This is a genomic window from Cellulosimicrobium sp. RS (assembly GCF_046159675.1).
GTDB classification, from domain to species: domain Bacteria; phylum Actinomycetota; class Actinomycetes; order Actinomycetales; family Cellulomonadaceae; genus Cellulosimicrobium; species Cellulosimicrobium funkei.
Genome location: NZ_JBJXVU010000004.1, coordinates 239,201 through 263,424, shown reverse-complemented (window position 1 = coordinate 263,424; position 24,224 = coordinate 239,201). Strand labels below are relative to the sequence as shown.

Annotated in this window: 22 protein-coding genes; 9 read left to right on the top strand and 13 right to left on the bottom strand. The window is 73.7% G+C overall.

Annotated features, from left to right (window positions below):
* Positions 1 to 4 precede the first annotated feature (4 nt).
* From ACI769_RS08620 to ACI769_RS08610, 3 genes are all read right to left on the bottom strand, one after another.
* Positions 5 to 916, bottom strand: coding sequence for a sugar ABC transporter permease (locus ACI769_RS08620; RefSeq protein ID WP_043651727.1), 912 nt, complete (start codon positions 914 to 916; stop codon positions 5 to 7).
* A 1-nt stretch (position 917) separates the two neighbouring features.
* Positions 918 to 2,564 (bottom strand): ABC transporter permease subunit, encoded by a 1,647-nt coding sequence (locus ACI769_RS08615; RefSeq protein ID WP_051027565.1) that lies wholly within the window; start codon positions 2,562 to 2,564, stop codon positions 918 to 920.
* Positions 2,565 to 2,715: 151 nt separating this feature from the next.
* Complete coding sequence (locus ACI769_RS08610) at positions 2,716 to 3,948, bottom strand: extracellular solute-binding protein (RefSeq protein ID WP_043651729.1); 1,233 nt, start codon at positions 3,946 to 3,948, stop codon at positions 2,716 to 2,718.
* A gap of 264 nt (positions 3,949 to 4,212) precedes the next feature.
* Here ACI769_RS08610 and ACI769_RS08605 point away from each other — a divergent pair, with 264 nt between their 5' ends.
* Both ACI769_RS08605 and ACI769_RS08600 read left to right on the top strand, forming a co-directional pair.
* The gene (locus ACI769_RS08605) at positions 4,213 to 5,289 is read left to right on the top strand and encodes a LacI family DNA-binding transcriptional regulator (RefSeq protein WP_232322543.1); all 1,077 of its coding nucleotides are present in this window, start codon (positions 4,213 to 4,215) and stop codon (positions 5,287 to 5,289) included.
* 181 nt (positions 5,290 to 5,470) lie between these two features.
* A complete protein-coding gene (locus ACI769_RS08600; protein ID WP_051027567.1) occupies positions 5,471 to 7,324 on the top strand; it encodes a glycoside hydrolase family 13 protein in 1,854 nt (617 codons plus the stop codon).
* Positions 7,325 to 7,397: 73 nt separating this feature from the next.
* On the opposite strand, the gene dusB is transcribed toward ACI769_RS08600, so the two are convergent.
* A complete protein-coding gene (gene dusB, locus ACI769_RS08595; RefSeq protein WP_409141473.1) occupies positions 7,398 to 8,633 on the bottom strand; it encodes a tRNA dihydrouridine synthase DusB in 1,236 nt (411 codons plus the stop codon).
* 117 nt (positions 8,634 to 8,750) lie between these two features.
* Between dusB and ACI769_RS08590 the strand changes: the two genes are divergently transcribed.
* Positions 8,751 to 8,909 (top strand): hypothetical protein, encoded by a 159-nt coding sequence (locus ACI769_RS08590; RefSeq protein ID WP_021483859.1) that lies wholly within the window; start codon positions 8,751 to 8,753, stop codon positions 8,907 to 8,909.
* A gap of 111 nt (positions 8,910 to 9,020) precedes the next feature.
* On the opposite strand, the gene ACI769_RS08585 is transcribed toward ACI769_RS08590, so the two are convergent.
* Positions 9,021 to 10,424 carry a glycine--tRNA ligase gene (locus ACI769_RS08585; RefSeq protein ID WP_085387713.1) on the bottom strand — a complete coding sequence of 468 codons (1,404 nt, stop codon included), beginning with the start codon at positions 10,422 to 10,424 and terminating at the stop codon, positions 9,021 to 9,023.
* A 155-nt stretch (positions 10,425 to 10,579) separates the two neighbouring features.
* Between ACI769_RS08585 and ACI769_RS08580 the strand changes: the two genes are divergently transcribed.
* Genes ACI769_RS08580 through ACI769_RS08555 form a run of 6 tightly spaced genes read left to right on the top strand, consistent with a single transcriptional unit; the run spans position 10,580 to position 15,085 of the window.
* The gene (locus tag ACI769_RS08580; protein WP_085388722.1) at positions 10,580 to 11,584 is read left to right on the top strand and encodes a metal ABC transporter substrate-binding protein; all 1,005 of its coding nucleotides are present in this window, start codon (positions 10,580 to 10,582) and stop codon (positions 11,582 to 11,584) included.
* Entirely contained in the window at positions 11,581 to 12,411 is an 831-nt protein-coding gene (locus ACI769_RS08575; RefSeq protein WP_085388721.1) for a metal ABC transporter ATP-binding protein, read from the top strand. Before ACI769_RS08580 ends, ACI769_RS08575 begins: the two co-directional genes overlap by 4 nt.
* Positions 12,408 to 13,376: a metal ABC transporter permease gene (locus ACI769_RS08570; RefSeq protein ID WP_108048469.1), complete on the top strand. Its 969-nt coding sequence runs from the start codon at positions 12,408 to 12,410 to the stop codon at positions 13,374 to 13,376. Before ACI769_RS08575 ends, ACI769_RS08570 begins: the two co-directional genes overlap by 4 nt.
* Entirely contained in the window at positions 13,373 to 13,765 is a 393-nt protein-coding gene (locus ACI769_RS08565) for a Fur family transcriptional regulator (protein ID WP_009864106.1), read from the top strand. The genes ACI769_RS08570 and ACI769_RS08565 overlap by 4 nt, the downstream gene beginning before the upstream one ends.
* Before the next feature lie 3 nt (positions 13,766 to 13,768).
* Entirely contained in the window at positions 13,769 to 14,377 is a 609-nt protein-coding gene (locus tag ACI769_RS08560; RefSeq protein ID WP_198163052.1) for a DedA family protein, read from the top strand.
* Between the two features lie 30 nt (positions 14,378 to 14,407).
* Positions 14,408 to 15,085, top strand: coding sequence for an alpha/beta fold hydrolase (locus ACI769_RS08555; RefSeq protein ID WP_085387712.1), 678 nt, complete (start codon positions 14,408 to 14,410; stop codon positions 15,083 to 15,085).
* 28 nt (positions 15,086 to 15,113) lie between these two features.
* Here the strand turns inward: ACI769_RS08555 and ACI769_RS08550 are convergent, their stop codons facing one another.
* From ACI769_RS08550 to ACI769_RS08515, 8 genes are all read right to left on the bottom strand, one after another.
* Positions 15,114 to 15,488: a VOC family protein gene (locus ACI769_RS08550; RefSeq protein WP_085387711.1), complete on the bottom strand. Its 375-nt coding sequence runs from the start codon at positions 15,486 to 15,488 to the stop codon at positions 15,114 to 15,116.
* A 69-nt stretch (positions 15,489 to 15,557) separates the two neighbouring features.
* Complete coding sequence (locus ACI769_RS08545) at positions 15,558 to 16,361, bottom strand: isoprenyl transferase (RefSeq protein ID WP_085387710.1); 804 nt, start codon at positions 16,359 to 16,361, stop codon at positions 15,558 to 15,560.
* Complete coding sequence (gene recO, locus ACI769_RS08540; protein WP_061266734.1) at positions 16,361 to 17,179, bottom strand: DNA repair protein RecO; 819 nt, start codon at positions 17,177 to 17,179, stop codon at positions 16,361 to 16,363. The genes ACI769_RS08545 and recO overlap by 1 nt, the downstream gene beginning before the upstream one ends.
* Before the next feature lie 54 nt (positions 17,180 to 17,233).
* Positions 17,234 to 17,806, bottom strand: a complete 573-nt coding sequence (locus ACI769_RS08535) for a TetR/AcrR family transcriptional regulator (protein WP_085387709.1) — start codon at positions 17,804 to 17,806, stop codon at positions 17,234 to 17,236.
* 120 nt (positions 17,807 to 17,926) lie between these two features.
* Positions 17,927 to 18,637 carry an ABC transporter ATP-binding protein gene (locus ACI769_RS08530; RefSeq protein WP_085387708.1) on the bottom strand — a complete coding sequence of 237 codons (711 nt, stop codon included), beginning with the start codon at positions 18,635 to 18,637 and terminating at the stop codon, positions 17,927 to 17,929.
* Positions 18,634 to 19,755, bottom strand: a complete 1,122-nt coding sequence (locus ACI769_RS08525; RefSeq protein WP_085387707.1) for an ABC transporter permease — start codon at positions 19,753 to 19,755, stop codon at positions 18,634 to 18,636. The genes ACI769_RS08530 and ACI769_RS08525 overlap by 4 nt, the downstream gene beginning before the upstream one ends.
* Positions 19,756 to 19,875: 120 nt before the next feature.
* Positions 19,876 to 21,657 (bottom strand): 2-isopropylmalate synthase, encoded by a 1,782-nt coding sequence (gene leuA, locus ACI769_RS08520; protein WP_043651760.1) that lies wholly within the window; start codon positions 21,655 to 21,657, stop codon positions 19,876 to 19,878.
* 231 nt (positions 21,658 to 21,888) lie between these two features.
* Entirely contained in the window at positions 21,889 to 24,108 is a 2,220-nt protein-coding gene (locus ACI769_RS08515; protein WP_085387706.1) for a hypothetical protein, read from the bottom strand.
* Positions 24,109 to 24,224: the final 116 nt, after the last annotated feature.

Below are 24,224 nucleotides of genomic sequence, written 5' to 3'. Positions count from 1 at the left end.
GCGGTCAGCCCTTCACGGAGCCGGCCGTGAGGCCGCCCACGATGTACTTCTGCAGGTAGAGGAACAGGGCGAGCACGGGCAGCGCCGAGATGACGGCACCGGCCGTGAAGAGGCCCCAGTTGGCCTCCTTGAGCGACGACACCCACCCGTACAGCCCGACGGCGAGGGTCCAGTTGCTCTCGGACGACAGGACGATGCGCGCGATGATGAACTCGCCGAACGTGCTGATGAACGACAGCAGCGCGACCACGGCGAGGATCGGCGCGACGAGGCGCAGGATGATCGTCCAGTAGATCTGCGTGTGGGTCGCGCCGTCGATCTTCGCGGCCTCGTCGAGCTCGCGCGGCACGGTGTTGAAGAACCCGTACATGAGGAACGTGTTCACGCCCAGGGCTCCGCCGAGGTACACCGCGACGAGCGCGATCTTGCTGTTGAGGCCGAGGACCGGCACGACATTCCCGAGCCCGATGAGCAGCAGGAAGATCGCGACGAATGCGAGCATCTGCGGGAACATCTGGATGATCAGCAGGGACGTGAGGCCGGCGCGCCGGCCGCTGAAGCGGAACCGCGAGAACGCGTACGCCGCCGCCGCGCCCATGAGCACGGTGCCGACCGACGTCGCGACCGCGATGACGAGCGTGTTGCCCATCCACGTCCAGAACATCGTGGTGCCGAGCTGGGCGTAGTTCGCGGTGCTCACGTCGGAGAACAGCGAGTTGGAGCCGGTGAGCGTCCCGTTCTCCGACAGCGACGCCGACAGGACGTACACGAGCGGGAACGCGGCGTAGACGACGGCGATCACGCCGACGACGTGCCGCCAGCCCAGCTCGGAGAACCAGCGCCCCGGGCGCATGCGGTTCCGGGACGCCGGGACGGCGGTGCCGCCGACGACGGGGGGTGCCTGGGTGGTCGCCATGTCAGCTGATCTCCTCGAACTTGCGCGTGCTGCGGAAGGCGATGGCCGAGATCGTCCCCACGATGACGAAGATGACGATCGACAGGGCGCTCGCGAGCCCGAAGTCCTTCTGCGCCGAGCCGTCGACGCCGGAGATCGAGTACACCATCGAGATGAGGATGTCCGTGTGGCCGAGCGGCACGGACGCGTCGGCGAAGCGTGGCCCGCCCCCGGTGAGCATGTAGATCAGGGTGAAGTTGTTGAAGTTGAAGGCGAACGACGAGATGAGCAGCGGGGCGGTCGAGATGAGCAGCAGCGGCAGCGTGATCGCGCGCCACGTGGTCCAGCGGCCCGCGCCGTCGATCTTCGCGGCCTCCATGACGTCGGACGGCAGGGACTGCAGCGCGCCCGTGCAGATGAGGAACATGTAGGGGAAGCCCAGCCACAGGTTCACGCCCAGGACGGACAGCTTCGCCAGCCAGGGGTCGGTGAGCCACGGGATGTGCGCGCCGCCCAGGATCACCTCGTTGATGAACCCGAACCGCGTGTTGAGCAGCCCGGACCACAGCAGCGCCGCGAGGAAGCCCGGGATCGCGTACGGCAGGATCATGAGCGTCCGGTAGACCTTGCGCCCGCGCATCCGGGTGTCGTTGAAGACGATCGCGAGGAACAGGCCGAGCAGGAACGTCGTGGCGACCGAGCCGATCGCGAACACGAACGTCCACAGCAGGATCTTGACGAACGGCTGGGCGTAGCGGGCGTCCGAGAACGCGGTGACGAAGTTGTCGAACCCGACCGGGACGCGCCACCCGACCGCGAGGGTCGAGCCGTCGGGCGCCTGGAACTGGCCCTCGTCGTTCGGCGTGTAGACCGTGCCCGTCGTCGTGTCGGTCATCGTGTCGGCCGCCGCGTCCCACTCGAGGGCGGACGTGTACACGTAGCCGGTGCGGGCGTCGGTGGTGCGGATCGAGCCGTCCTCGGGGTCGTCCGAGACGGGGACGCGCAGCTCGGTCACCTCGGCCTGGCGCTGCAGCACCTGGTCGCGCGGCAGGACCGTGTACCCGGGGACCTCGGTCGCGCGGCCGTCCTCGACGGTCGCGCCGTCGACGACCGACAGCGGCCGCTCGGCCGTGCCGGCCTCGACCTCGCCGTCGTCGGTGACGACCGCGAACCCGAGCGCGTCGCCGTCCTCGACGACGGTCAGCGCGGAGGACGCCGAGCCCTCGACCCGGCGCTCGTTCTGGATGAGCAGCGCGGAGACCGCCTGCTCCTTCGTCGAGTTGTGGCCCGTGCCGTAGTTGGTGAACGCCACGTAGCCCGTGTACCCGACGACGAAGATCTGGTAGACGAGCAGGAAGATCAGGCCGGGCAGGATGTACTTCAGCGGCAGGGACCGCTTGGAGAAGTACACCCAGTTCGCCGCGACGAGCATCGCGAGCGTCGCGGCGAGGATGCCGTACGAGCCCGCCGTCCACGCGGACCAGACCACGTACACGCCGAGCGCGTCCACGACCGCCATGAGGGCGAGCTTGACGAAGAACCCGGGCCCGTAGTCGCGCGCGTGCGAGGCGTCGCGCGGCCGCAGGCGGCGCTCGCCGCGCGGCGGCGGGCCGTCGGCTCCGGAGGTGCCGACGCGCTCGTCGCCGGCCGTGGTCTGAGGGGCGGACATCGTGGTGCCTCCGAGGTCGTCGGACGCGCGGGGTGCTGCGTCTTCTGGAGTGTCGTCGTGCTGCGTCGCGGCCCGTTCCGGGCCGGAGGTCGGGACGCGCCGTCGCGGTGCGCAGGAGCCCTGCGCACCGCGACGGCGGGCTGCACCCGGATCAGGAGTCGATCGCGCCCTGGATGTCGGCGATCATCTTGTCCCAGCTCGAGACCGGGTCGGCACCGGCGACGATCGCCGCCTCGGTGACGCCCCAGAAGCTCCACACGGCAGCCATCTCGGGGATCGACGGCATCGGCACGGCCTCGGCACCCACGGCGCGGAAGCCCGCGACGATCGGGTCGTCCGCGGCGGCGGTGTCGGCGGCGGCGGTCAGCGCCGGCGGACGGTTGCCCGCCTCGTACAGCGCGAGCTGCGCCTCCTCGGTGGACAGGAAGTTCACGAGGAAGTCGTTCGCGACGATCGCGTTGTCGCTCTCCGCGCTCAGGTAGAAGCCCTGGACGCCGACGAACGGCTGCGCGGGCTGGCCGCCCGCGGTGGGGATCGGGTCGATCGACAGGTCGAGGCCCTCGAACGAGTCGATCATCCACGGACCGCCGACGATGAACGGCGACTGGCCGTTCTTGAACGCCTCGACGGCGATGTCGTAGGTCGTGTCCTGGCTGAGCACGCCGGCCGCACCCTGGGCGCCGAGCCACTGCGCGAACGCCTGGCCCTCGGGGCCGCCCATCGCGAGCTCGGACGAGTAGCTGCCGTCCTCGTTCTGCGCGAAGACAGGGGCGCCGAACGACGTCTGGAACGGGTAGTGGGTGTACGGGTCACCCTTGTCGCCGTCCGACTGGACCAGGATCGGGAACTGCGTCCCGGCGGCCTGGCCCGCGGCCACGGCCTCGTCCCACGTGGCGGGGGCGGTCGGCGCGAGCGCGGTGTTGCGGATGAGGGCGATGTTCTCGATCGCGTAGGGCAGGCCGTAGACCTGGCCGTCCTGCGTGAACGCCTCGATGGAGACGTCCTCGAACTCGGCTGCCTTGTCGCCCAGCTCGAGCGGCGCCACGACGCCGTTCGTGGTGAGCTCGCCCAGCCAGTCGTGGGCGCCGACGGTGATGTCGGGGCCCTCGCCCGTCGGGACCTGGGCGAGGAAGTCCGCCCGGATGTCCTCGAAGTTCTTGAGCACGACGTCGACCGTCGTGCCCGTCTCGGTCTCGAACGACTCGGCCGCCGCGGTCACGGCGTCCTGACGGGTCTCGTCGACCCAGACGGTCAGCGAGCCACCGGCGGACGAACCCTCGGCGCTCGGCTCGTCGGTGGTCTCGTCGCCCGAGCCGCCGGACGAGCAGGCGGTCAGCGCCAGCGTCGTGGTCAGCGCGGCGGCAAGAAGGATGCTCCGTCGCATCAGTGGTCACTCCAAGCGTGTCGTGATGGGCGGCCCGCTCCGGCGTTGGCACCGGCGCCGGACCCTGATGAGCACGACGGTAGAGCGGGAGGTGGCACAGGTGCAAGTCGTTGCGGTAACTTTCATGCAACGCTTTGCAGGGCGTCGACCGGCGCCCACCCGCCTCCTCCGGTCGACGGGTCCGCGCGCCTCCGCACAGGGGATCGCGGCTCGCCGACCGGACGACCAGGACGAGGAGGTCCGGTGTCCCCTACGCTGCCCCATGTGCGTACCCGTCTCAGTGATCTCGCCGCCCAGGCAGGCGTCTCCACGGCGACGGTCTCGCGCGTCCTCAACGGGAAGCCCGGCGTCGCGAGCGAGACCCGCCAGGCGGTGCTCGCCGCGCTCGACGTGCTGGGCTACGAGCGACCGTCGACGCTGCGCACCCGCTCCGCCGGCCTCGTCGGCCTCGTCGTCCCGGAGCTGACGAACCCCGTCTTCCCCGCGTTCGCCCAGACGATCGAGTCGCTCCTGTCCGAGCACGGGTACACGCCGCTGCTGTGCACGCAGTCGCCGGGCGGGACCACGGAGGACGACTACGTCGACATGCTCATGGACCACGCGGTCGACGGCATCGTCTTCGTCTCGGGCCTGCACGCGGACACCCAGGCGAGCCACGAGCGCTACGAGCGGCTGCGCAGCCGGGGCATCCCGATCGTCCTGGTCAACGGCTTCGCCGAGGGCATCGACGCCCCGTTCGTCTCGCCCGACGACGTCGCGAGCGTCGAGCTCTCGGTGCGCCACCTCGTCTCGCTCGGGCACCGCAGCGTCGGCCTCGCGATCGGCCCCGACCGCTTCGTCCCCGCGCAGCGCAAGCTCGCGAGCTTCGCCGAGTCGCTCGTGCGGCACGGCCTCGTCAGCGACGAGACGGAAGCGGCCCAGCACGTCGTCGTGACGCTCTACACCGTCGAGGGCGGCCAGGCCGCAGGCGGCGAGCTCATCGACTCGGGCCACACCGCGATCGTCTGCGGCTCCGACCTCATGGCGCTCGGCGCCATCCGTGCGGCGCGCTCGCGCGGGCTGCGCGTGCCGCAGGACGTCTCGGTGCTCGGCTACGACGACTCGCCCCTCATCGCCTTCACCGACCCGCCGCTCACCACCGTGCGCCAGCCCGTGAGCGCCATGGCGCACGCCGCCGTGAGCGCGCTGCTCACGGAGATCGCGGGCGAGCGGGCACCGCGGACCGAGCTCCTCTTCCAGCCGGAGCTCATCGTCCGCGACTCGACCGGGGCAGCCCCGGCCCGCGCGGCGTCCGCGACGGACGCGAGCACGGTCGCCGCGGCGGGCTCGCCGACCGCCTGAGACCGGCGCCCGGAAGTCCACGCACCTCGCTGCGGGCGTCCGCCGACCCCTCGTCGGCACCGCACCGCAAGCGCTTACACTCGACGGAGGGTCGGCGACACCCCGCTCCGCCAGCCGAGTGACCACCACCGGAAGATCCCCTGAAAACCCCAGCACCACGTACGTGAGGACCGACAGCTCGATGACTCGTATCGATTCGACGCCGACCGCCGCCGCGACCAGCACCGGGCTGGCCACCGCCCCGGCGCCCTTCAGCACGGGCGCGCTCGTGCACACCGGGCCGGGCGAGGCCCCCGAGTGGTGGCGCGACGCCGTCATCTACCAGGTGTACCCGCGCTCCTTCGCGGACGGCGACGGCGACGGTGTCGGCGACCTGCCCGGCATCACCTCGAAGCTCGACCACCTCGCCGAGCTCGGGGTCGACGCCGTCTGGCTGAGCCCGTTCTACCGCTCGCCCCAGAAGGACGCGGGCTACGACGTCGCGGACTACCGCGACGTGGACCCGCTGTTCGGCACGCTCGCGGACTTCGACGAGCTCCTCGCCCAGGCGCACGCGCGCGGCATCCGGATCATCGTCGACCTCGTCCCGAACCACACGTCGGACCAGCACGCCTGGTTCCAGGCGGCGCTCGCGTCGCCCGAGGGCTCGCCGGAGCGCGCGCGGTACATCTTCCGCGAGGGCGAGGGCGAGCACGGCGAGCTGCCCCCGAACAACTGGCAGTCCATCTTCGGCGGCCCCGCGTGGACCCGCGTCACGGCCGGTGCGAACGCCCGCCCCGTGACCGGCGCCGAGGGCGAGACGCCCGGGCAGTGGTACCTGCACCTCTTCGACTCGACCCAGCCCGACCTCGCGTGGGACAACCCGGAGGTCCGCGAGGAGTTCGAGCAGGTCCTGCGCTTCTGGCTCGACAAGGGCGTGGACGGGTTCCGCGTCGACGTCGCGCACGGCATGATCAAGGCCGACGGCCTGCCCGACTGGGACGGCACCGTCTCGATGGTCGAGGGCACCGAGGCCGCCGACGGCGAGGAGGGCACCGACCCGGGCGCCCCCGAGGACGGCTCGACGGGCGCCGGGAACTCCGGCCCGATGTTCGACCAGGACGGCGTCCACGAGATCTACCGCGCGTGGCACCGCGTCCTCGCCGAGTACGACGGCGACCGTGCGCTCGTCGCCGAGGCGTGGGTCGAGCCGCTCTCGCGCCTCGCGCGCTACGTGCGCCCGGACGAGATGCACCAGGCGTTCAACTTCTCGTTCCTCACCACCGGCTGGGACGCCGCGCCGCTGCGCACCGTGATCGCGGCGTCGCTGCACGCGAACGACGAGGTCGGCGCGCCCACGACGTGGGTCCTGTCGAACCACGACGTCGTGCGCCACGCGTCGCGCCTCGGCCTGGCCGACCCGGGCCTGCGCCCCAACGGCATCTTCGCCCACGACCCGCAGCCCGACGAGGAGCTCGGCCTGCGCCGTGCGCGCGCCGCGTCGCTGCTCATGCTCGGCCTGCCCGGGTCGTCGTACCTCTACCAGGGCGAGGAGCTCGGTCTCCCCGAGCACACCGCCCTGCCCGACGACGTCCGCGAGGACCCCGCGTTCTTCCGCACCCAGGGCGCCGAGGCGGGCCGCGACGGCTGCCGCATCCCCCTCCCTTGGCGCGCCGACGCCGAGGGCTTCGGGTTCGGGCCGTCCGGCAAGACCTGGCTCCCCCAGCCGCAGTCGTACGGCCGCTACGCCGCGGACGTCCAGCGCGGCGTCGAGGGCTCGACCTACGAGACGTACCGCACGGCCCTCGCCACGCGTCGCGCGGAGCGTCTGGGCGCGGGCACGCTCGCGTGGGTCGAGGAGTTCGCCGGCTCGGCGGACGTCGTCGCCTTCCGCAACCGCGACGTCGTCGTGCTCGCGAACCTGGGCGCCGAGCCCGTGGTCCTGCCGCACGGCGCGGAGGTCCTCGTGGCCTCCGGCCCGGTCCTGACCGACCGCTCCGCGGACCCGCAGGTCCGCGTCCCGTCCGACACGACCGTCTGGCTGCGCGCGCACTGACCGACGCCGCCGCGTCGTGCTTCTCGTCCCGTCGGCGCAGGGCAGCGCGGAGCGGTCGGCGAGGAGGCGGCGCTCAGCCGCCGGAGACGCTCAGCTCGGCCTCGCGCAGGCGCTCCTCGTGCTCGGCGTCGAGCTCGCGCGAGTCGAGCCAGCCGTACGGCAGGTGCGGCGTCTTGGGCGACCCGGCCCGGCCGCGCTGACCCTCCGCGGCCTCGCCGGGGTAGGGCGCGACCTGGTCGAGGTCGCCGAGCAGCGCGCGCAGCTCGGCGAGCGTCGAGACCATCGCGAGCGCGCGGCGCGCGTCGCCGCCCACCGCGTAGCCCTTGAGGTACCAGGCCATGTGCTTGCGCAGGTCGCGCATGCCCTTGCCCTCGTCGCCGTCGAAGTACTCGATCATGAGCTCGCCGTGGCGGTAGATCGTGCCCGCCACCTCGCGCAGCCCGGGGCGCACGCGCTCCGGGCGGCCCGCGAACGCCGCGGCGAGGTCGGCGAACAGCCACGGCCGGCCCTGGCAGCCGCGCCCGACGACGACGCCGTCGCACCCGGTCTCGCGCACCATGCGCACGGCGTCCTCGGCCGACCAGATGTCGCCGTTGCCGAGCACCGGCACGCTCGTCACGGCCTCCTTGAGCCGCGCGATCGCGGACCAGTCGGCCGTGCCGGAGTAGTGCTCGGCGGCGGTGCGCGCGTGCAGCGCGACGGCGGCGACGCCCAGGCCTTCCGCGATCCGACCCGCCTCGAGGTACGTGAGGTGGTCGTCGTCGATGCCCTTGCGCATCTTCACGGTCACGGGGACCCCGTACGGGCGGGCGGCCTCGACCGCGCCCTGCACGATCGCCGTGAACAGGTCGCGCTTCCAGGGCAGCGCCGCTCCCCCGCCCTTGCGCGTGACCTTGGGCACCGGGCAGCCGAAGTTCAGGTCGACGTGGTCGGCGCGGTCCTCGGCGACGATGATGCGCACGGCCTCGCGGACGGTCGCGGGGTCCACGCCGTACACCTGCGCGGACCGCGGCGTCTCGTCGGCGCCGAACGTCACGATGCGCAGCGCCTCGGGGTTGCGCTCGACGAGCGCGCGGCTCGTGACCATCTCGGCGACGTAGAGGCCGGGGTCGTCGCCGCCGGACGCGCCGGCCTCGCGGCACAGCGTGCGGAACGCGCGGTTCGTGACGCCGGCCATCGGGGCGAGGACCACCGGCGTCCGGACGACGATCGGGCCGATCCGCAGCGGCGCCACGAGCGGACCGGTCCCCGGGTCGGGGCGGTCGGTCGTCGTGCTGAGGGCAGGAGCGGGTGCAGTCACGCGCTCCATTGTCCCACCCGGCTCCCGCTGCACGACGAGCCCCGTTTCGACGAGCGAGCAGCGCACGGTCGTGGCAGTGTTGAGGAGGTCCGGCAATCCAGGCCGGACACGGACGAAAGGGACGACATGCCTCTCTGGCTCATCCTGGTCATCGTCGGCGCCGTGCTCCTCATCCTCGGCGTCGCCATCGAGGCCGCGAAGATCCTCATCTGGATCGGCATCATCGTGCTCGTCGTGAGCCTGGTGATCGGCCTGCTCAACAGGGCTAAGGGGGCGGCCCGCTAGCGCGAGGCCGCTGGGGGCGACGCGTCCCGACGAGACGCGACAGGAGGGGCGGGACCGTACGGTCCCGCCCCTCCTGCGTGCCCGGCGCCGGTGCGCCGGGCCGCTGACGCGTCAGGCGCCGAGCAGGTGCCCGGCGAGGTACTCGGTGACCTTGTCGAGCGCGACGCGCTCCTGGCTCATCGAGTCGCGGTGGCGGATCGTCACGGCCTGGTCGTCGAGCGTGTCGAAGTCGACCGTGATGCAGAACGGCGTGCCGATCTCGTCCTGGCGGCGGTACCGGCGGCCGATGGCGCCGGCGTCGTCGAAGTCGACGTTCCAGTACTTGCGGAGCTCCGTCGCGAGGTCCTTCGCCTTGGGCGAGAGCTGCTCGTTGCGGCTCAGCGGGAGCACGGCGGCCTTGACCGGCGCGAGGCGGTGGTCGAGGCGCAGGACCGTGCGCGTGTCCACGCCGCCCTTCGCGTTCGGCGCCTCGTCCTCGGTGTACGCCTCGACGAGGAACGCCATGAGCGAGCGCGTGAGACCCGCGGCCGGCTCGATGACGTAGGGCACCCAGCGCTCGTTCTTCGTCTGGTCGAAGTACGACAGGTCCTTGCCGGAGTGCTCGGCGTGCGTCTTGAGGTCGAAGTCGGTGCGGTTCGCGATGCCCTCGAGCTCGCCCCACTCCGAGCCGGAGAAGCCGAAGCGGTACTCGATGTCGACCGTGCGGGTCGAGTAGTGCGAGAGCTTCTCCTGCGGGTGCTCGTACAGGCGCAGGTTGTCGCGCTGGATGCCGAGGTCCACGTACCAGTCGGTGCGCGTGTCGATCCAGTACTGGTGCCACTCGGCGTCCGTGCCGGGCTCGACGAAGAACTCCATCTCCATCTGCTCGAACTCGCGCGTGCGGAAGATGAAGTTGCCGGGCGTGATCTCGTTGCGGAACGACTTGCCGATCTGGCCGATGCCGAACGGCGGCTTCTTGCGGCTCGCGCCCATGACGTTGGCGAAGTTCACGAAGATGCCCTGCGCCGTCTCGGGGCGCAGGTAGTGCAGGCCCGACTCGTCCTCGACGGGGCCGAGGTGCGTCTTGAGCATCATGTTGAAGTCGCGCGGCTCGGTCCACTGCCCGCGCGTGCCGCAGTTCGGGCAGACGATCTCGGCGAGGCCGCCCTCGGGCGCACGGCCCTTCTTCTCCTCGAACTCCTCGATCATCTGGTCCTCGCGGAACCGCTTGTGGCAGTGCAGGCACTCCGTCAGCGGGTCGGTGAAGACGCCCACGTGGCCCGACGCGACCCACACCTGGCGCGGCAGGATCACGGACGAGTCGAGGCCCACGACGTCGTCGCGGCTCGTGACCATCGCGCGCCACCACTGCTTCTTGATGTTCTCCTTGAGCTCGGTGCCCAGGGGCCCGTAGTCCCACGCGGAGCGGGTGCCGCCGTAGATCTCGCCCGAGGGGAAGACGAACCCGCGCCGCTTGGCGAGGGAGACGACGGCGTCGAGACGGGCGGTGGGTGAGGGCGCTGCGGCCACGGACATCACTCCTGGTGCTCACGGCCCCGCACGTGGCTCGTGGGGGCTGGACGGGTGGGCGACGCCCGCACGGGCGCCGACCGACCAGCGTACCCGGCCGTGACCCGGCTCACCGGGAACGGTTTTGACATTCATTCTCAAGAAGGCGGAGACTGGTGGTCATGCACCGCTCCCCCGCCCGGCGCCGTCGCGCCCTCGCCACCACCGCCGCCCTCGCCACGGCCGCGCTCGTCGCGGCGTGCTCCCTCGGCGACTCCCCCGGAGACGGCGGCTCGGGAGGAGGAGGCGGCGACGACGGCCGGCTCCAGGTGCTCGCGTCGTTCTACCCGCTCCAGTACGTCGTCGAGCAGGTCGGCGGGGAGCACGTCGACGTCGCGAACCTCACGCCGCCCGCGGCCGAGCCGCACGACCTCGAGCTCGCACCCGCGCAGGTCCGCTCGATCGGCGACGCCGACCTCGTCGTCTACCTCTCGGGGTTCCAGCCCGCGGTCGACGAGGGCATCGAGCAGCGCGCCCCCGAGCACGTGGTCGACGCCGCGGCGTCGGCCGGGCTCGAGGAGCACCCCGGCGGCGAGGGCGACCACGCGGACGAGACCGCGGAGGAGCACGCCGAGCACGCGGACGAGTCCGGCGACGGTCACGACCACGGCCCCACGGACCCGCACTTCTGGCTCGACCCGACCCGTCTGGCCTCGGTGGGCGACGCCGTCGCCGACGAGCTCTCCGCGCTCGACCCCGACCACGCCGACGACTACGCGGCCGGTGCCGCCGCCCTCACCGCGGACCTCGACGACCTGGACGCCGAGTTCGCCGAGGCGCTCGCCCCGTGCGCGGGTGCGACGCTCGTCACCTCCCACGAGGCCTTCGGCTACCTCGCCGAACGTTACGACCTGCACCAGGTCGGGATCTCCGGGATCGACCCCGAGGCGGAGCCCTCCCCCGCGCGCCTGCGCGAGGTGGGCGAGGTCGTCCGGGAGAACGGCGTGACCACGCTCTTCTTCGAGACGCTCGTCAGCCCCAAGGTGACCCAGACGCTCGCCGACGACCTCGGCGTCCGGACCGCGCTGCTCGACCCGCTCGAGAGCCTCGCGGAGGGCGCGACGGACTACCGTGAGGTCATGGAGTCCAACCTCGAGGCGCTCACGTCCGGCCTCGCGTGCGCATGACGGACGCACCGGAGCTGATCGCCGCGCGCGACGTCCACGTGACCCTCGGCGGGAGCGAGATCCTGCGCGGCATCGACCTCTCGGTCCGCGCGGGCGAGGTCGTCTCGCTCCTCGGCGCGAACGGCTCGGGCAAGTCGACGCTGGTCCGCGCGCTCGTCGGGATCGTGCCGCTCTCCCGCGGCTCCGTCGACCTGTTCGGCGCGCCGCTCGGCCCGCGGCTGCCGTGGCGGCGGCTCGGGTACGTGCCGCAACGCGTGAGCGCACCCTCGGGCATGCCGTCCACCGCGTCGGAGGTCGTCGCGTCCGGGCTCCTCGGCGGGGGCCGCCTCCGGCTCCCGCGCGGGTGGCGCGACCGCACGGTCGAGGCGCTCGAGCTCGTGGGCCTCGCGGACCGCGCCGACGACTCGACGGCCGAGCTCTCGGGCGGGCAGCAGCAGCGCGTGCTCATCGCGCGCGCCCTCGTGCGCCGGCCCGACCTGCTCGTGCTCGACGAGCCCGTCGCGGGCGTCGACAAGCCGAGCCAGGAGGCGTTCGCCGCGACGATGACGCGGCTCGTGGGCGACGGCCTCACGGTCCTCGTGGTGCTGCACGAGCTCGGGGCGCTCGCCCCGCTCGTCGAGCGCGCGGTCGTCCTGCGCCACGGGCGCGTCGTGCACGACGGTGCCCCGCCCCGCGCGTCGTCCACGCACGCGGGCGCGACGCACCAGCACCTGCACCCGCACGAGCCCGTGGACGGCGACACCCGTCCCGCGGGCCCGGAGACGGGCCTCACCGACACCCTGAACCCCGACCTCTCCGCAGGCCACGCACCCAGGACGGCCTCATGACCACCCTGTTCTCCGAGATCTCCCTGCTGCTCACCGACCCGCTCATGCAGCGCGCCCTCCTCGCGGCGCTGCTCGTCGGCGTCAGCGCCCCCGTCGTCGGCACGTACCTCGTGCAGCGCAAGCTCTCGCTGCTCGGCGACGGCATCGGGCACGTCGCGCTCACCGGCGTCGCGCTCGGGTGGCTCGTCGGCGCGGCGATGGGCGTCGTGCCGAACGACGCGCTCGCGATCCCCGGCGCGGTCGTCGCGGCGGTGCTCGGCGCGGTCGCGATCGAGGTCGTGCGCGAGCGGGGCCGCACGAGCGGTGACCTCGCGCTCGCGCTCCTCTTCTACGGCGGCATCGCGGGCGGCGTCCTGCTCATCGGCCTCGCGGGCGGCTCCTCCGGCAGCCTCATGCAGTACCTGTTCGGCTCGATCTCGACGGTGACGTCGTCGGACCTCGTCCTCACGGTCGTCCTCAGCGCGGTGATCCTGCTCGTCGGCGTCGGCCTGCGGGCCGCGCTGTTCTCGGTGAGCCACGACGAGGAGTTCGCGCGCGCGTCCGGCCTGCCCGTGCGCACGCTGAACATCGCCGTCGCCGTCGTCGCCGCGCTCACCGTGACCGTGTCGATGCGGGTCGTCGGGCTGCTGCTCGTCAGCGCCCTCATGATCGTGCCCGTCGCGGTCGCCCAGCTCGTCACGCGCTCGTTCCGCCGCACGATGCTCGTCGCGTCGGTCGTCGGGGTGGTCGTGTGCGTCGTCGGGCTGTCCTTCACGTACTGGAACAACGTCTCGCCGGGTGCGACGATCGTGGTCCTCGCGATCGCGACGTACCTCGTCGTCGCCGCCCTGCGGCCCCTGTGGGTCCGTCGGCGGCCGCGCGTCGCGCGGGACCCGCACCCGGACATCCCCGACGACGTCGAGCTCGACCTCGTACCCTCGGGGTCGACCCACCGCACCACCGGAGGTGACCCGTGCAGCGCATGACCCGCCAGCGCGCCGCCGTCTCGGACGCGCTGGAGGACCTGGAGGACTTCCGCAGCGCCCAGCAGCTCCACGAGATCCTGCGCACGCGCGGCGACAACGTGGGGCTCGCGACCGTCTACCGTACGCTGCAGAGCCTCGCGGACGGCGGCGACGTGGACGTGCTGCGCACCGAGGAGGGCGAGAACCTCTACCGCCGGTGCGAGCGCCGCGAGCACCACCACCACCTCGTGTGCCGGGCGTGCGGCCGGACCGTCGAGATCGACGGCCCGACGGTCGAGGCCTGGGCCAACCAGGTCGGCACCTCGCACGGGTTCGTCGACATCCAGCACACCATCGAGCTGTTCGGCACGTGCGCGGGCTGCGCGCGGGCCACCGCCGTCCAGGACTGAGCGGTGCCCGACGCGCTGGACGGCGCCCCGTTCGCCGCGCTCTTCGCCTTCTTCTTCGCGATCGCGTTCGTGCGGACGCAGGCCACCTACTGGATCGCGCGCCTCGTCACGACGTGGACGCTCGACCGCACGCGCCCCGTCAAGCCGTGGGTCGCGCGCGTCCACGCCTGGCTGTCCGGGCGGTCGGCCGCACGCGGGATCGAGACCGTGCGGCGGTGGGGCGTGCTCGCGGTGCCCGCGTCGTTCCTCGCGACCGGGACGAAGACCGTGATCAACGCCGCCGCGGGCGTCGTGCGCATGCCGTTCGGGCGCTACCTCGCGGCCATGATCCTCGGGTGCGCGGTGCACGCGACGATCTACGCGACCGTCGGGTGGGCGGTGTGGACCGCCGCGTTCGCCGCCGCGACGGGCTCGCCGACGGGCGTCGCGGTGCTCGTCGCGATCGTCGTCGGGGTCGTCGTGGCGGTGGTCCTCATGGCCCGCCGTCGGGCCGCCCGGGCGGGCGCCGACACCGCGGTCGCGCCGACCGGCGAGCCCGCCGAGGACGTCCCCGCTCTGGACGGGCAGGCGACGCTCCCCCGTGACCAGGACGCGCCGCGCACCGACCGATGAGATGAGCGGTCCCGGACCGTCCGAACCCCCATGACGACGTTCCTCCTGCTGCCCGGCGCCGGCGGCGACCCCGCGTACTGGGACCTGCTCGTCCCGGAGCTCGACCGGCTCGGCCACCGGCCGGTCGCCGTCGACCTCCCCCAGCACGACGAGGGCCACGGCTGGGCGGACCTCACCGACGTCGCGGTCACGACGCTGCACCGGGCGACGGCGCCCGCCGAGACGGACGACCTCGTCGTCGTCGCCCAGTCCATGGGCGCGTACGTCGGGCCGCTCGTGTGCGAGCGCGAGGCGGTCCGCCTGCTCGTGCTGCTCAACCCGATGATCCCGCGACCGGGCGAGAGCGGGGGCGACTGGTGGCGGGCGACGGACCACGCCGCGCGTCGTGCCGCCACGGGCCTGGGCCCGTTCGACCCCGTGGACGACTTCTTCCACGACGTGCCGGAGCCGGTCGCGGCCGTCGTGCAGCGCAGCGACCGGCAGCCGTCCGAGCGGTCCTTCGCCGAGCCGTGGCCGGCCCGCGCGTGGCCCGCCGTGCCCACGGTCGTGCTGCAGGGCGACGACGACCGGCTCTTCCCGCCGCCCTTCCAGCGCGCCGTCGCGCGCGAGCGGCTCGGCGCGGAGGTCGAGACGATGCCGGGCGGCCACCTCGTGGCGCTCAGCCGCCCGGCCGAGCTCGCCGCCCGGCTCGACGCGCTGGCCCGCTGACGGGCTGCCCTGACGGGACGACCCCGCCTCAGCCGACGCTCGTCGGCTCCTCGGGCGCGCCCACGCAGAACTGGTTGCCCTGCGGGTCGGCCAGCACCGCCCAGCGGTACCCGGGGATGGTGTGCTCGCTGACGAGCGTCGCGCCGTCCGCCACGAGCGCCGCGACGTCCGCCTCGCGGTCGGACGTGCCGAGGTCCAGGTGCAGCCGGTTCTTGCCGGGCGTCGGGTCCTCGACGCGCTGGAACCCGAGGACCGGAGCCGTCACCCCCTCGGCAGGCACGACCTCGAGGAACCACCCGTCCGCCTCGTCGACGAGCCGCCCGCCGAGGCGGCGCGCCCACCACTGGGCGAGCGGCCGCGGGTCGGTGGAGTCGACGGTCACCATGCCGATGCTCAGAGTCATGCCGCGCACGCTACCGGCCGCCTCCCACGGCGTCCCGGCGACAGGGCGCGCGCCGCCCCGCGCACGACGTCAGGCCGTGCCGTCCGCCGTCCCGCCCACCGCGTCGACCGCGCCGCCGTAGCGGCGGTCGCGGCGCGCGTACTCCTCGACGGCGCGCCACAGCGAGCGGCGGTCCACGTCGGGCCAGGGCTCCGGGAGGAACACGAGCTCCGCGTACGCGGCCTGCCACAGCATGAAGTTCGACGTGCGCTGCTCGCCCGAGCTGCGCAGGAACAGGTCGACGTCCGGCAGGTCGGGCTCGTCGAGGTGCTGCTGGACGGTCCGCTCCGTGACCTTGCGCGGGTCGAGCCGCCCGGCGGCGACCTCGCGCGCGATGGCGGCCGCGGCGTCGGCGATCTCGGCGCGACCCCCGTAGTTGACGCACATCGTCAGCGTGCAGACGTCGTTCTGCTTCGTCTGCTCCTCCGCGACCTCGAGCTCCTTGATCACGGACGCCCAGAGCCGCGGACGACGCCCCGCCCACCGCACGCGCACGCCCCACGAGTCCATCTCGTCGCGGCGACGCCGGATCACGTCGCGGTTGAAGCCCATGAGGAAGCGGACCTCGTCGGGCGAGCGCTTCCAGTTCTCGGTCGAGAACGCGTACGCCGACACGTGCTTGACGCCGATCTCGATGGCGCCCGCGACGACGTCGAGCAGCGCCGCCTCGCCGGCCTCGTGGCCCGCGGTGCGCGGCAGCCCGCGCGCGTTGGCCCAGCGGCCGTTGCCGTCCATGACGACGGCCACGTGGTTCGGCACGAACTGCGCCGGGATCGCCGGGGGCCGCGCACCGCTGGGGTGCGGGAACGGCGGCTGGTACGTGCGCCGCGCCATCAGGCGTCCGCCCCGGCGCCGGCGCGCGGGTCCGCGGAGGCGGCGGCCTCGTCGGCGTGCGGGACGGCGGGGACGTGCGGGGCGGGGGCGTCCCGCTCCACCATGCGCAGTGATCGCAACGTTCTCTCCAGGTGGTATTGGCTGTACGCGGCCACGAGGCCGCTCGCTTCCTTGCGGTGCCGGGCGTCCGACGCGTCGGCCGCGTCCCACTCCCCCGCGAGCAGCGCGGCGAGCAGGGCGAAGGTCTGGGGGGCGGGCGCCGTCGAGCCCGGCGGGCGGCAGCGCGAGCACACGGCCCCGCCCTGCGCGACGGCGAACGCGTGGTGCGGGCCCGGCTCGCCGCACCGCGCGCAGTCGACGAACGACGGCGCCCAGCCCGCGACGGCGAGCGCGCGCAGGAGGTAGGAGTCGAGCACGAGCCCCGGCGCGTGCGCGTGCTCCGAGAGCGCCCGCAGCGCGCCCGCGAGCAGCCAGTACTGCTGCACGGCGGGCTCGCGCTCGTCGGCGACGAGGCGCTCCGCGGTCTCGAGCATCGCGGCGCCCGCCGTGTACAGGCCGTAGTCCTCGCAGATCCGGCGCGCGTACGGGCCGATCGTCTCCGCCTGCGTCACCGTGTCCAGCGACCGGCCCGCGTAGAGCTGGACGTCCACGAGCATGAACGGCTCGAGCCGCGCGCCGAACCGGGACGACGTGCGGCGCACGCCCTTGCCGACGGCGCGCACCTTCCCGTGCTCGCGCGTCAGGAGGGTGACGATGCGGTCCGCCTCGCCCAGCTTCTGGGCGCGCAGCACGATCGCGTCGTCTCGGTACAGCACCACGCCCCTATTGTCCGTCACGCCGCCGACACGGCGCGCACCACCCGCCGACGGCGGTCACGCGGGCGCGAGGCAGCCGAGGACCGCGCGGACCCGGGCCAGCGTCGTGCGCGCGTCCTCGCCGGCCTCGACCTGGCGGGCCGCGGCGAGGACCACGGCGTTGACGAGCTCCGCGGAGCGCGCGGCGTCCGGGACGCCGAGCTGCTCCAGGGCCTCGACGAGCGGCACGAGGATCGTCGCGTGCATCGCGGCGCTCTGCTGGGCGAGCACCTCGCGGCCCGCCTCGGCGCGCAGCGCGGCGACGACGGCGTGCTCGCCCTCGGCCACGAGGAGCAGGTTCTCGCGCGCGTAGGCGACGATCGCGTCCTCCGGCGACGCCGCGGTGGCCACCGCGGCGGTGATGCGCGCGGACCACCGCGGCACGACGTCGGCGACGACCGCGTCGAGCAGCTCCTCCCGCGACCGGAAGTACTGGTAGACGCTCGACCGGGCGAGCCCGGCCCGCGCCGCGACCGCCGCGAGCGTGAGCCCGCTGCCGTCCTCGCGGATGAGGTCGCGGGCGGCGTCGAGCAGGGTCCGGAGCTGTGCCGCGCGGTGCTCGGCCACCGTCGGGGCGGCGATCTTGGGCACGAGGGTCCTCCTTCCCGGAGCGCTCTGCGGAGCGCTCCCCCGGGAGCGCGACGGCCCCCGGCCGGACCATCATGCCCGACCGGGGGCGGTGGAGCGGCCCTCCGGGGCCGCCCGCCGGCGTCAGCCGGCCACCGCGGGCAGCCCGAGCCGCCCGTCGACCATCTCGACGACCCGGTGGCAGTGCTCGAGCACGTCGTGGTCGTGCGTGACCATGAGCGCCGCAGCGCCGTAGGCCTCGACCTCGCGGGCCAGCAGGCTCACGACCTCGTGGCTGCGCGCCCGGTCGAGCGCCGCCGTCGGCTCGTCGACGAGGAGCAGCGCGGGGCTCGCGACGAGCGCGCGGGCGATCCCCACGCGCTGCCGCTCGCCGCCCGAGAGCTGGTCCGGACGGCGGTCGGCGCGGTGGCTCATGGACACCGAGCCCAGCAGCTCGCGGGGGTCGCGGGCGCGGGGGTCGCGCTCGTCGATCCCGGCGATCCGCAGCGCGAGCCGGAGCTGGTCGACGCTCGTGAGCGCCGGGAGGAGGTTGCCGGACTGGAAGACGAAGCCGATGCGCTCGCGCCGCAGCCGGGCCCGCTCGCGGTCGTTCGTCGCGCCGAGGTCGACCCCTTCGAGGCGGACGGTCCCGGACTCCGGCGCCGTGAGCGCGCCGGCGACGGCGAGCAGGCTCGACTTGCCGGAGCCCGAGGGCCCGACGACACCGACGAGCTCGCCCGCGGCGACGCTCAGGCTCACCGCGTCGAGCGCGACGACCGTGGTGTCGCCGTCGCCGTGGCGGACGGTGACCCGGTCGATCTCGAGCACGGGCGTGGCGGGGGTGGTGGTGCTCATCGCTGCCCTCCCAGGGCGGTCAGGGGGTCGACGGAGGTGATGCGCGCGACGGCGACGGCCGCTCCGGCCATGCCGAGGACGAAGAGCAGGACGCCGGCCAGCACGAGGTCGGGCGCCTGGAGCGCGAACGGCATCGGCGACGCGCCGAGGCCCGCGCCCGCCGCGACGCCGAGGGCGAAGCCCACGCCGATCGAGGCGAGCAGGAGCACGGCGGCCTGGCCGAGGGAGTCGGCGAGCAGGAAGCGGCGTCGCGCCCCCATGGCGCGCAGGACGGCGATCTCGTGCCGGCGCTGGATGACCCACACGGTGAAGAACGCCCCGACGACGAGCGCCGAGATGGCGTAGAGGAACACCTGGATGAGCAGGAGGGTCGCGGTCTCGGCCGTGTACCCGGGCGAGGCGTCGAAGGACTCGGTGAGCGTGCGCGTCACCGTGCCCGACGCCGCGTCGGCGGCCTCGCGGTCGAACGACCCGGGGTCGGTGCGCAGCGCGACGGCGGTCGCGACGTCCGGCACGTCGGCTCCCGGCTGCTCGGCCCCGGCGAGGAGCTCCTGCCACGTGCCGAGCGGGAGGTAGGCGATGTCGACGTGGCCGAACGTGTGCTGGTCCTCGAGGACGCCCACGACGGTGAGCGTGCGCTCCGGGCGGGCGAGGGCCACGGTGTCGCCGACGGCGAGGCCGTCCTCGGCGGCGGTCGCCGAGACGACGATGCCGTCCGCCGCCCCGACGGCGTCGCCCTCCGCGATCGCGGCCGGGGCCACGAACGAGCCGGGCTCGACGCCCACGAGGGTGAGGTCGACGGGCGAGCCGTCCTCCTGGTGCGCGTTCGCCAGCAGCAGGCCGTACGGGGCGGCCTCGAGCACGCCGGGCTGCTCGGCCATGGTGCCGACCTGGTCCGTCTCGATGACGGAGCGCGTGAACGCGGCGTCCGTCCCGGTGCCCTCGGCGAAGGCGAAGTCGGTGACGGGCGTGCGCTCGAGGCCGGAGACGCCGTCGTTGACGAGGCCGGCGGACAGCCCGGAGAGGAGGACGACGAGGACCGCGACCAGCGCGACGACACCGCCCATGAGCAGGAAGCGGGTGCGCGCGAAGACGAGCTCGCGCAACGCGAGGAACATGAGGAGCCTTCCAATGTTGTCGACAGTGCGTCGGTATCTTACCAACATGGTGTCGACAAAACGCCGACGGCCCGGACGACGAGGTCGTCCGGGCCGTCGGTGAGATCGGCGGGAGGGCGGTCAGCCCTGGGCACGCTCCGCGCGGTTCACGGCGGACACGATGGCCTTGAGCGAGGCGGTCGTGATCGACGGGTCGATCCCCACGCCCCACAGGACGTCGTCGCCCACCTGGCACTCCACGTACGCGGCGGCCGTGGCGTCCCCGCCCTCCGAGAGCGCGTGCTCCGCGTAGTCCAGGACGCGGACGTCGACCCCCACCTGCGCGATCGCGTCGACGAACGCCGCGACCGGGCCGTTGCCCGTGCCCTCGAGCGTCAGCTCCTCGCCACGGTCGAGGACGTCGACGCTCAGGGTGTCGGGCCCGTCCTCGCTCGACGACGCGCGCGTGGAGCGCAGCTTGAGCCGGCCCCAGGGCTCCAGGCCGGAGCCGGGCTCGACGGGCAGGTACTCGTCCGAGAAGAGGCGCCAGATGTCCTCGCCCGTGACCTCCGTGCCGTGCGCGTCGGTGTGCTGCTGCACGGACTGCGAGAACTCGATCTGCAGACGGCGCGGCAGGTCGAGGTGGCGCTCCGACTTCAGCAGGTAGGAGATGCCGCCCTTGCCGGACTGCGAGTTGACGCGGATCACGGCCTCGTACGAGCGGCCGACGTCCTTGGGGTCGATCGGCAGGTACGGGACCGCCCACGTGATGTCGTCCACCGTGGCGCCCTCCGCCTCCGCACGGACGGCCATCGCGTCGAAGCCCTTCTTGATGGCGTCCTGGTGCGAGCCGGAGAACGCCGTGAAGACCAGGTCGCCGGCGTAGGGGTGCCGCTCGGGGACGCCGAGCTGGTTGCAGTACTCCACCGTGCGGCGCACGTGGTCGATGTCGGAGAAGTCGATCTGCGGGTCCACGCCCTGGCTGAACAGGTTCATGCCCAGGGTGACGAGGCAGACGTTGCCGGTGCGCTCGCCGTTGCCGAACAGGCAGCCCTCGATGCGGTCCGCGCCCGCCTGGTAGCCGAGCTCGGCGGCCGCGACCGCCGTGCCGCGGTCGTTGTGCGGGTGCAGCGACAGCACGACGTTCTCGCGGTGGTGCAGGTGCCGGTTCATCCACTCGATCGAGTCGGCGTAGACGTTCGGCGTGGCCATCTCGACCGTGGCGGGCAGGTTGATGATGACCTTGCGGTCGGGGCGGGGCTCGAAGACCTCCAGCACCTCGTTGCAGATGCGGGCTGCGAACTCGAGCTCCGTGCCGGTGTACGACTCGGGCGAGTACTCGTAGTAGACCGTCGTCTCCGGGACGGTCTCCTCGAACTTCTTGCACAGCCGCGCGCCGTCGACGGCGATCGCGATGATGCCGTCCTCGTCCGAGCGGAACACGACCTCGCGCTGCAGGACGGACGTCGAGTTGTAGAGGTGCACGATCGCCTGCTTCGCGCCCTTGATCGCCTCGTACGTGCGGGCGATGAGGTGCTCGCGGGACTGCGTGAGGACCTGGATGACGACGTCGTCCGGGATGCGGTCCTCCTCGATGAGCATCCGCACGAAGTCGAAGTCGGTCTGCGAGGCCGAGGGGAAGCCGACCTCGATCTCCTTGTAGCCCATCGCGACGAGCAGCTCGAACATGCGCAGCTTGCGCTCCGCGTTCATGGGCTCGATGAGGGCCTGGTTCCCGTCGCGCAGGTCGACGGCGCACCAGCGGGGCGCGGTCTCGATGCGCTTGTCCGGCCACGTGCGGTCGGGCAGGGAGACGTCGATCTGCCGGTGGAACGGCAGGTACTTGTGGATCGGCATGCCCGACGGCTGCTGCGGGTTCGGGTCCGCGGCGGTGGGCGTCGAGGTGGGGGCGGAGGCGTTCATCGTCGGTCCTTCGGGGTCGTCCTGATCGGTGTCAGCCGGCACACCAACCACCGCGACGAGGAACCGGCTACAGGGCCTCGCCGCGGCAACGAAGGAGGAGATGCCGCATCAGGTGCACGACGCCACTGTACTCCTCCGCCGTCCGCGCGCCCGGGACGTCCGCTCCTCGGGCACGGCGTGGGTGCGCCCGGCCGGCCCTCGCGCGGAGGGCCGGCCGGGCGCCGGGGTGCGTCAGCCGCGCCGCGAGCGCAGCGCCGCGTCGACCGCGGGGTCGCCGAGGTTGCCGAGCCACTCGAGCAGCGCGGGGTACGTCGACGGGTTCGCCGCGACCTGGGGCCGCAGGTGCGGGGCGTCCTGGACGATCTGCGCCAGGACCTCGAGCGGCGTGCCCGGGTCGAGCGCCTGGGCCGCGGTGAAGCCCGCCGGCTGGGCCGGCGGGGCGTACGACGGCTGCTGCGCCGCGGGCTGCTGGGCGTACCCCTGCTGGCCGTAGCCCTGCTGGTCGTACCCCTGCGGCGCGTAGCCCTGCTGCCCCGGCCCGGAGGACGCGTAGCCCTGCTGCTGGCCGTAGCCCTGCTGGGGGTACCCCTGGCCGGGCTGCTGGGCGGTCGGCTGCGGGCCGGTGCCCGGCTGCTCCTCCTGGTAGGCGGGCAGGACCGCCGTCGACGGGCCCTCGTCGGGCGTGAGGCCGGGACGCGCGGCGTACCCGCTGCGCTCCGGCTCCGCCGGCTGGACCGGGAGCACCTCGGTCGCGTCGGACCCGGCGGCGAACCGCCGGTCCGGCGCCTGCTGCGTCGGGACGGGCCCCGTGTGCCCGGCCGGCGGGTAGGTGCCCGTCGGTCCGGTGGCCGGGTAGGCACCCGAGCCCGGGTAGGCACCCGTGTGCCCGGCCGTCGGGTGCGCGCCGGCCGGCGGGCCCGCCGGGGCGGGCGCGGGCCGGGCCGGCTTGGGCTGCTTCGGCGCGGGCGGCTGCCACACGTACGCGCGTGCCGCCTCCGCCCCGGTGGCCGCGGGCACGGGGCGGTGCTCGGCGAAGTAGGCGCGCACCTCGCGCGGCACGGTGAGCGCCCCGACGACGAGCAGCGGGAGGCCGAAGGCGAGCAGCACGTGCTCCACGCCGCCGCCGAGCACGACGCGGTTCGAGGTCACGACGAGCAGCACGATGCCGAGCAGCGCCACGACGCCGGCGCCGCCGAGCGCGAGCGGGCGCCCGGTCGCGGCGTCGCGAGCGAGCGAGCGGCGCGCGACGAACGCGACGGCGGCCGCGAGGACGCCGACGACCACCGCGAGGACGACCGGGACGCCGCGTGCGCCGTCGGCCAGGGTGAGCACGGCGCTCACGGCGACGTAGCCCGCGACGACGAGCACGAGGTCGAGGGCGTTGACGGCCACGCGCACCCAGGTGGTCACCGGGTCCGCGGCGGCCATCGCGCGGTGCACCGCGGGCGCCGCGGCGACGGCCGCGAGCGCCGGGACGAGCACGAGCCCGAACCGGCCGCCGTGCGTGCTCTCGATCGTCACGAGCCCGTTGTTGCCCGAGCCGAGGACGAACCCGACGGCGAGCATGACGCCCAGCCCGACGAGCGTGAGGCGCGCGGCCTCGGACCGGCGCCACGTGCCGTACGTCGGCAGCCCGGCGAGCGCGAGGACGAACACCGCGGCCACGATCACCAGCAGCACGAACAGGGCGCCGCCGAGGCGCGTGCCGGTGGCGGTGAGGATCACCGTGAGCAGGACGGTGAGGGCGAGGAGCGCCGCGAGCGCGAGGAGCGCCTGGAGCCACCGGTCGGTGACCGCGCGGTCCTGGTCCTGCGGCCCGAGCTCGCTCTCGCGCGGCTGCGCCGCGAGGAGCGCGCCCGCGAGGCCGAGCGCGGCGGCGGAGCCGACCCCGCCCCACCCGTCGGCGAGGTCGCCGCCGCCCACGACGTCGACCACGAGGTAGACGAGCACGAGCAGCACGTACGGCGCGTTGGCCAGCAGACGGACCTTGCGCGTGGTGTGCACGGTCCAGGTCGTCGGGAGCACGCCCGTGCGCGCGAGGTACGGCAGCGCGAGCGTCAGCAGCGAGAGGATCGTCAGCAGGACGACCTCGATCTTGTCCGACGCGCGGCTCGACACGTCCCACGGCAGCGCGAGGGAGACGAGGAGCAGCAGCGCGGCGACGCCGTCGCGCACGTAGTCGCTCACCGGGATCCCGGCGAAGGGCGACGCGGTGGCGGTCGTCGTCGCGGTCCCGCCGGCCTCGCGGGCGGAGCCCGTGTCCTTCTCCGTGCCCGTGTCCGCGGCTCCCGCCGCGTCCGGGTCCGACCCTGCCGAGCCCGTCGCACCGTCCGGTGCGCGCTCGGCCGTGGAGTCCCCGTCACCCGCCGTGACGCCCTGGGGCGCCGGGGTCGGCCCGGTGCCCGCAGCACCGGGCTGCGGGTCCTCGGCCGGCTCTGTCTGGTTGGTCATCGTGCACTCCCTACGCTGTCGCGCGGTGCCGGTCGCACGCACGCCGGGCCGAGGGGCCCCGACCGTTTCTACCGGTTCATCACGTGCGGCTCAAGCGCCCACGCGGCCCGGGGCCA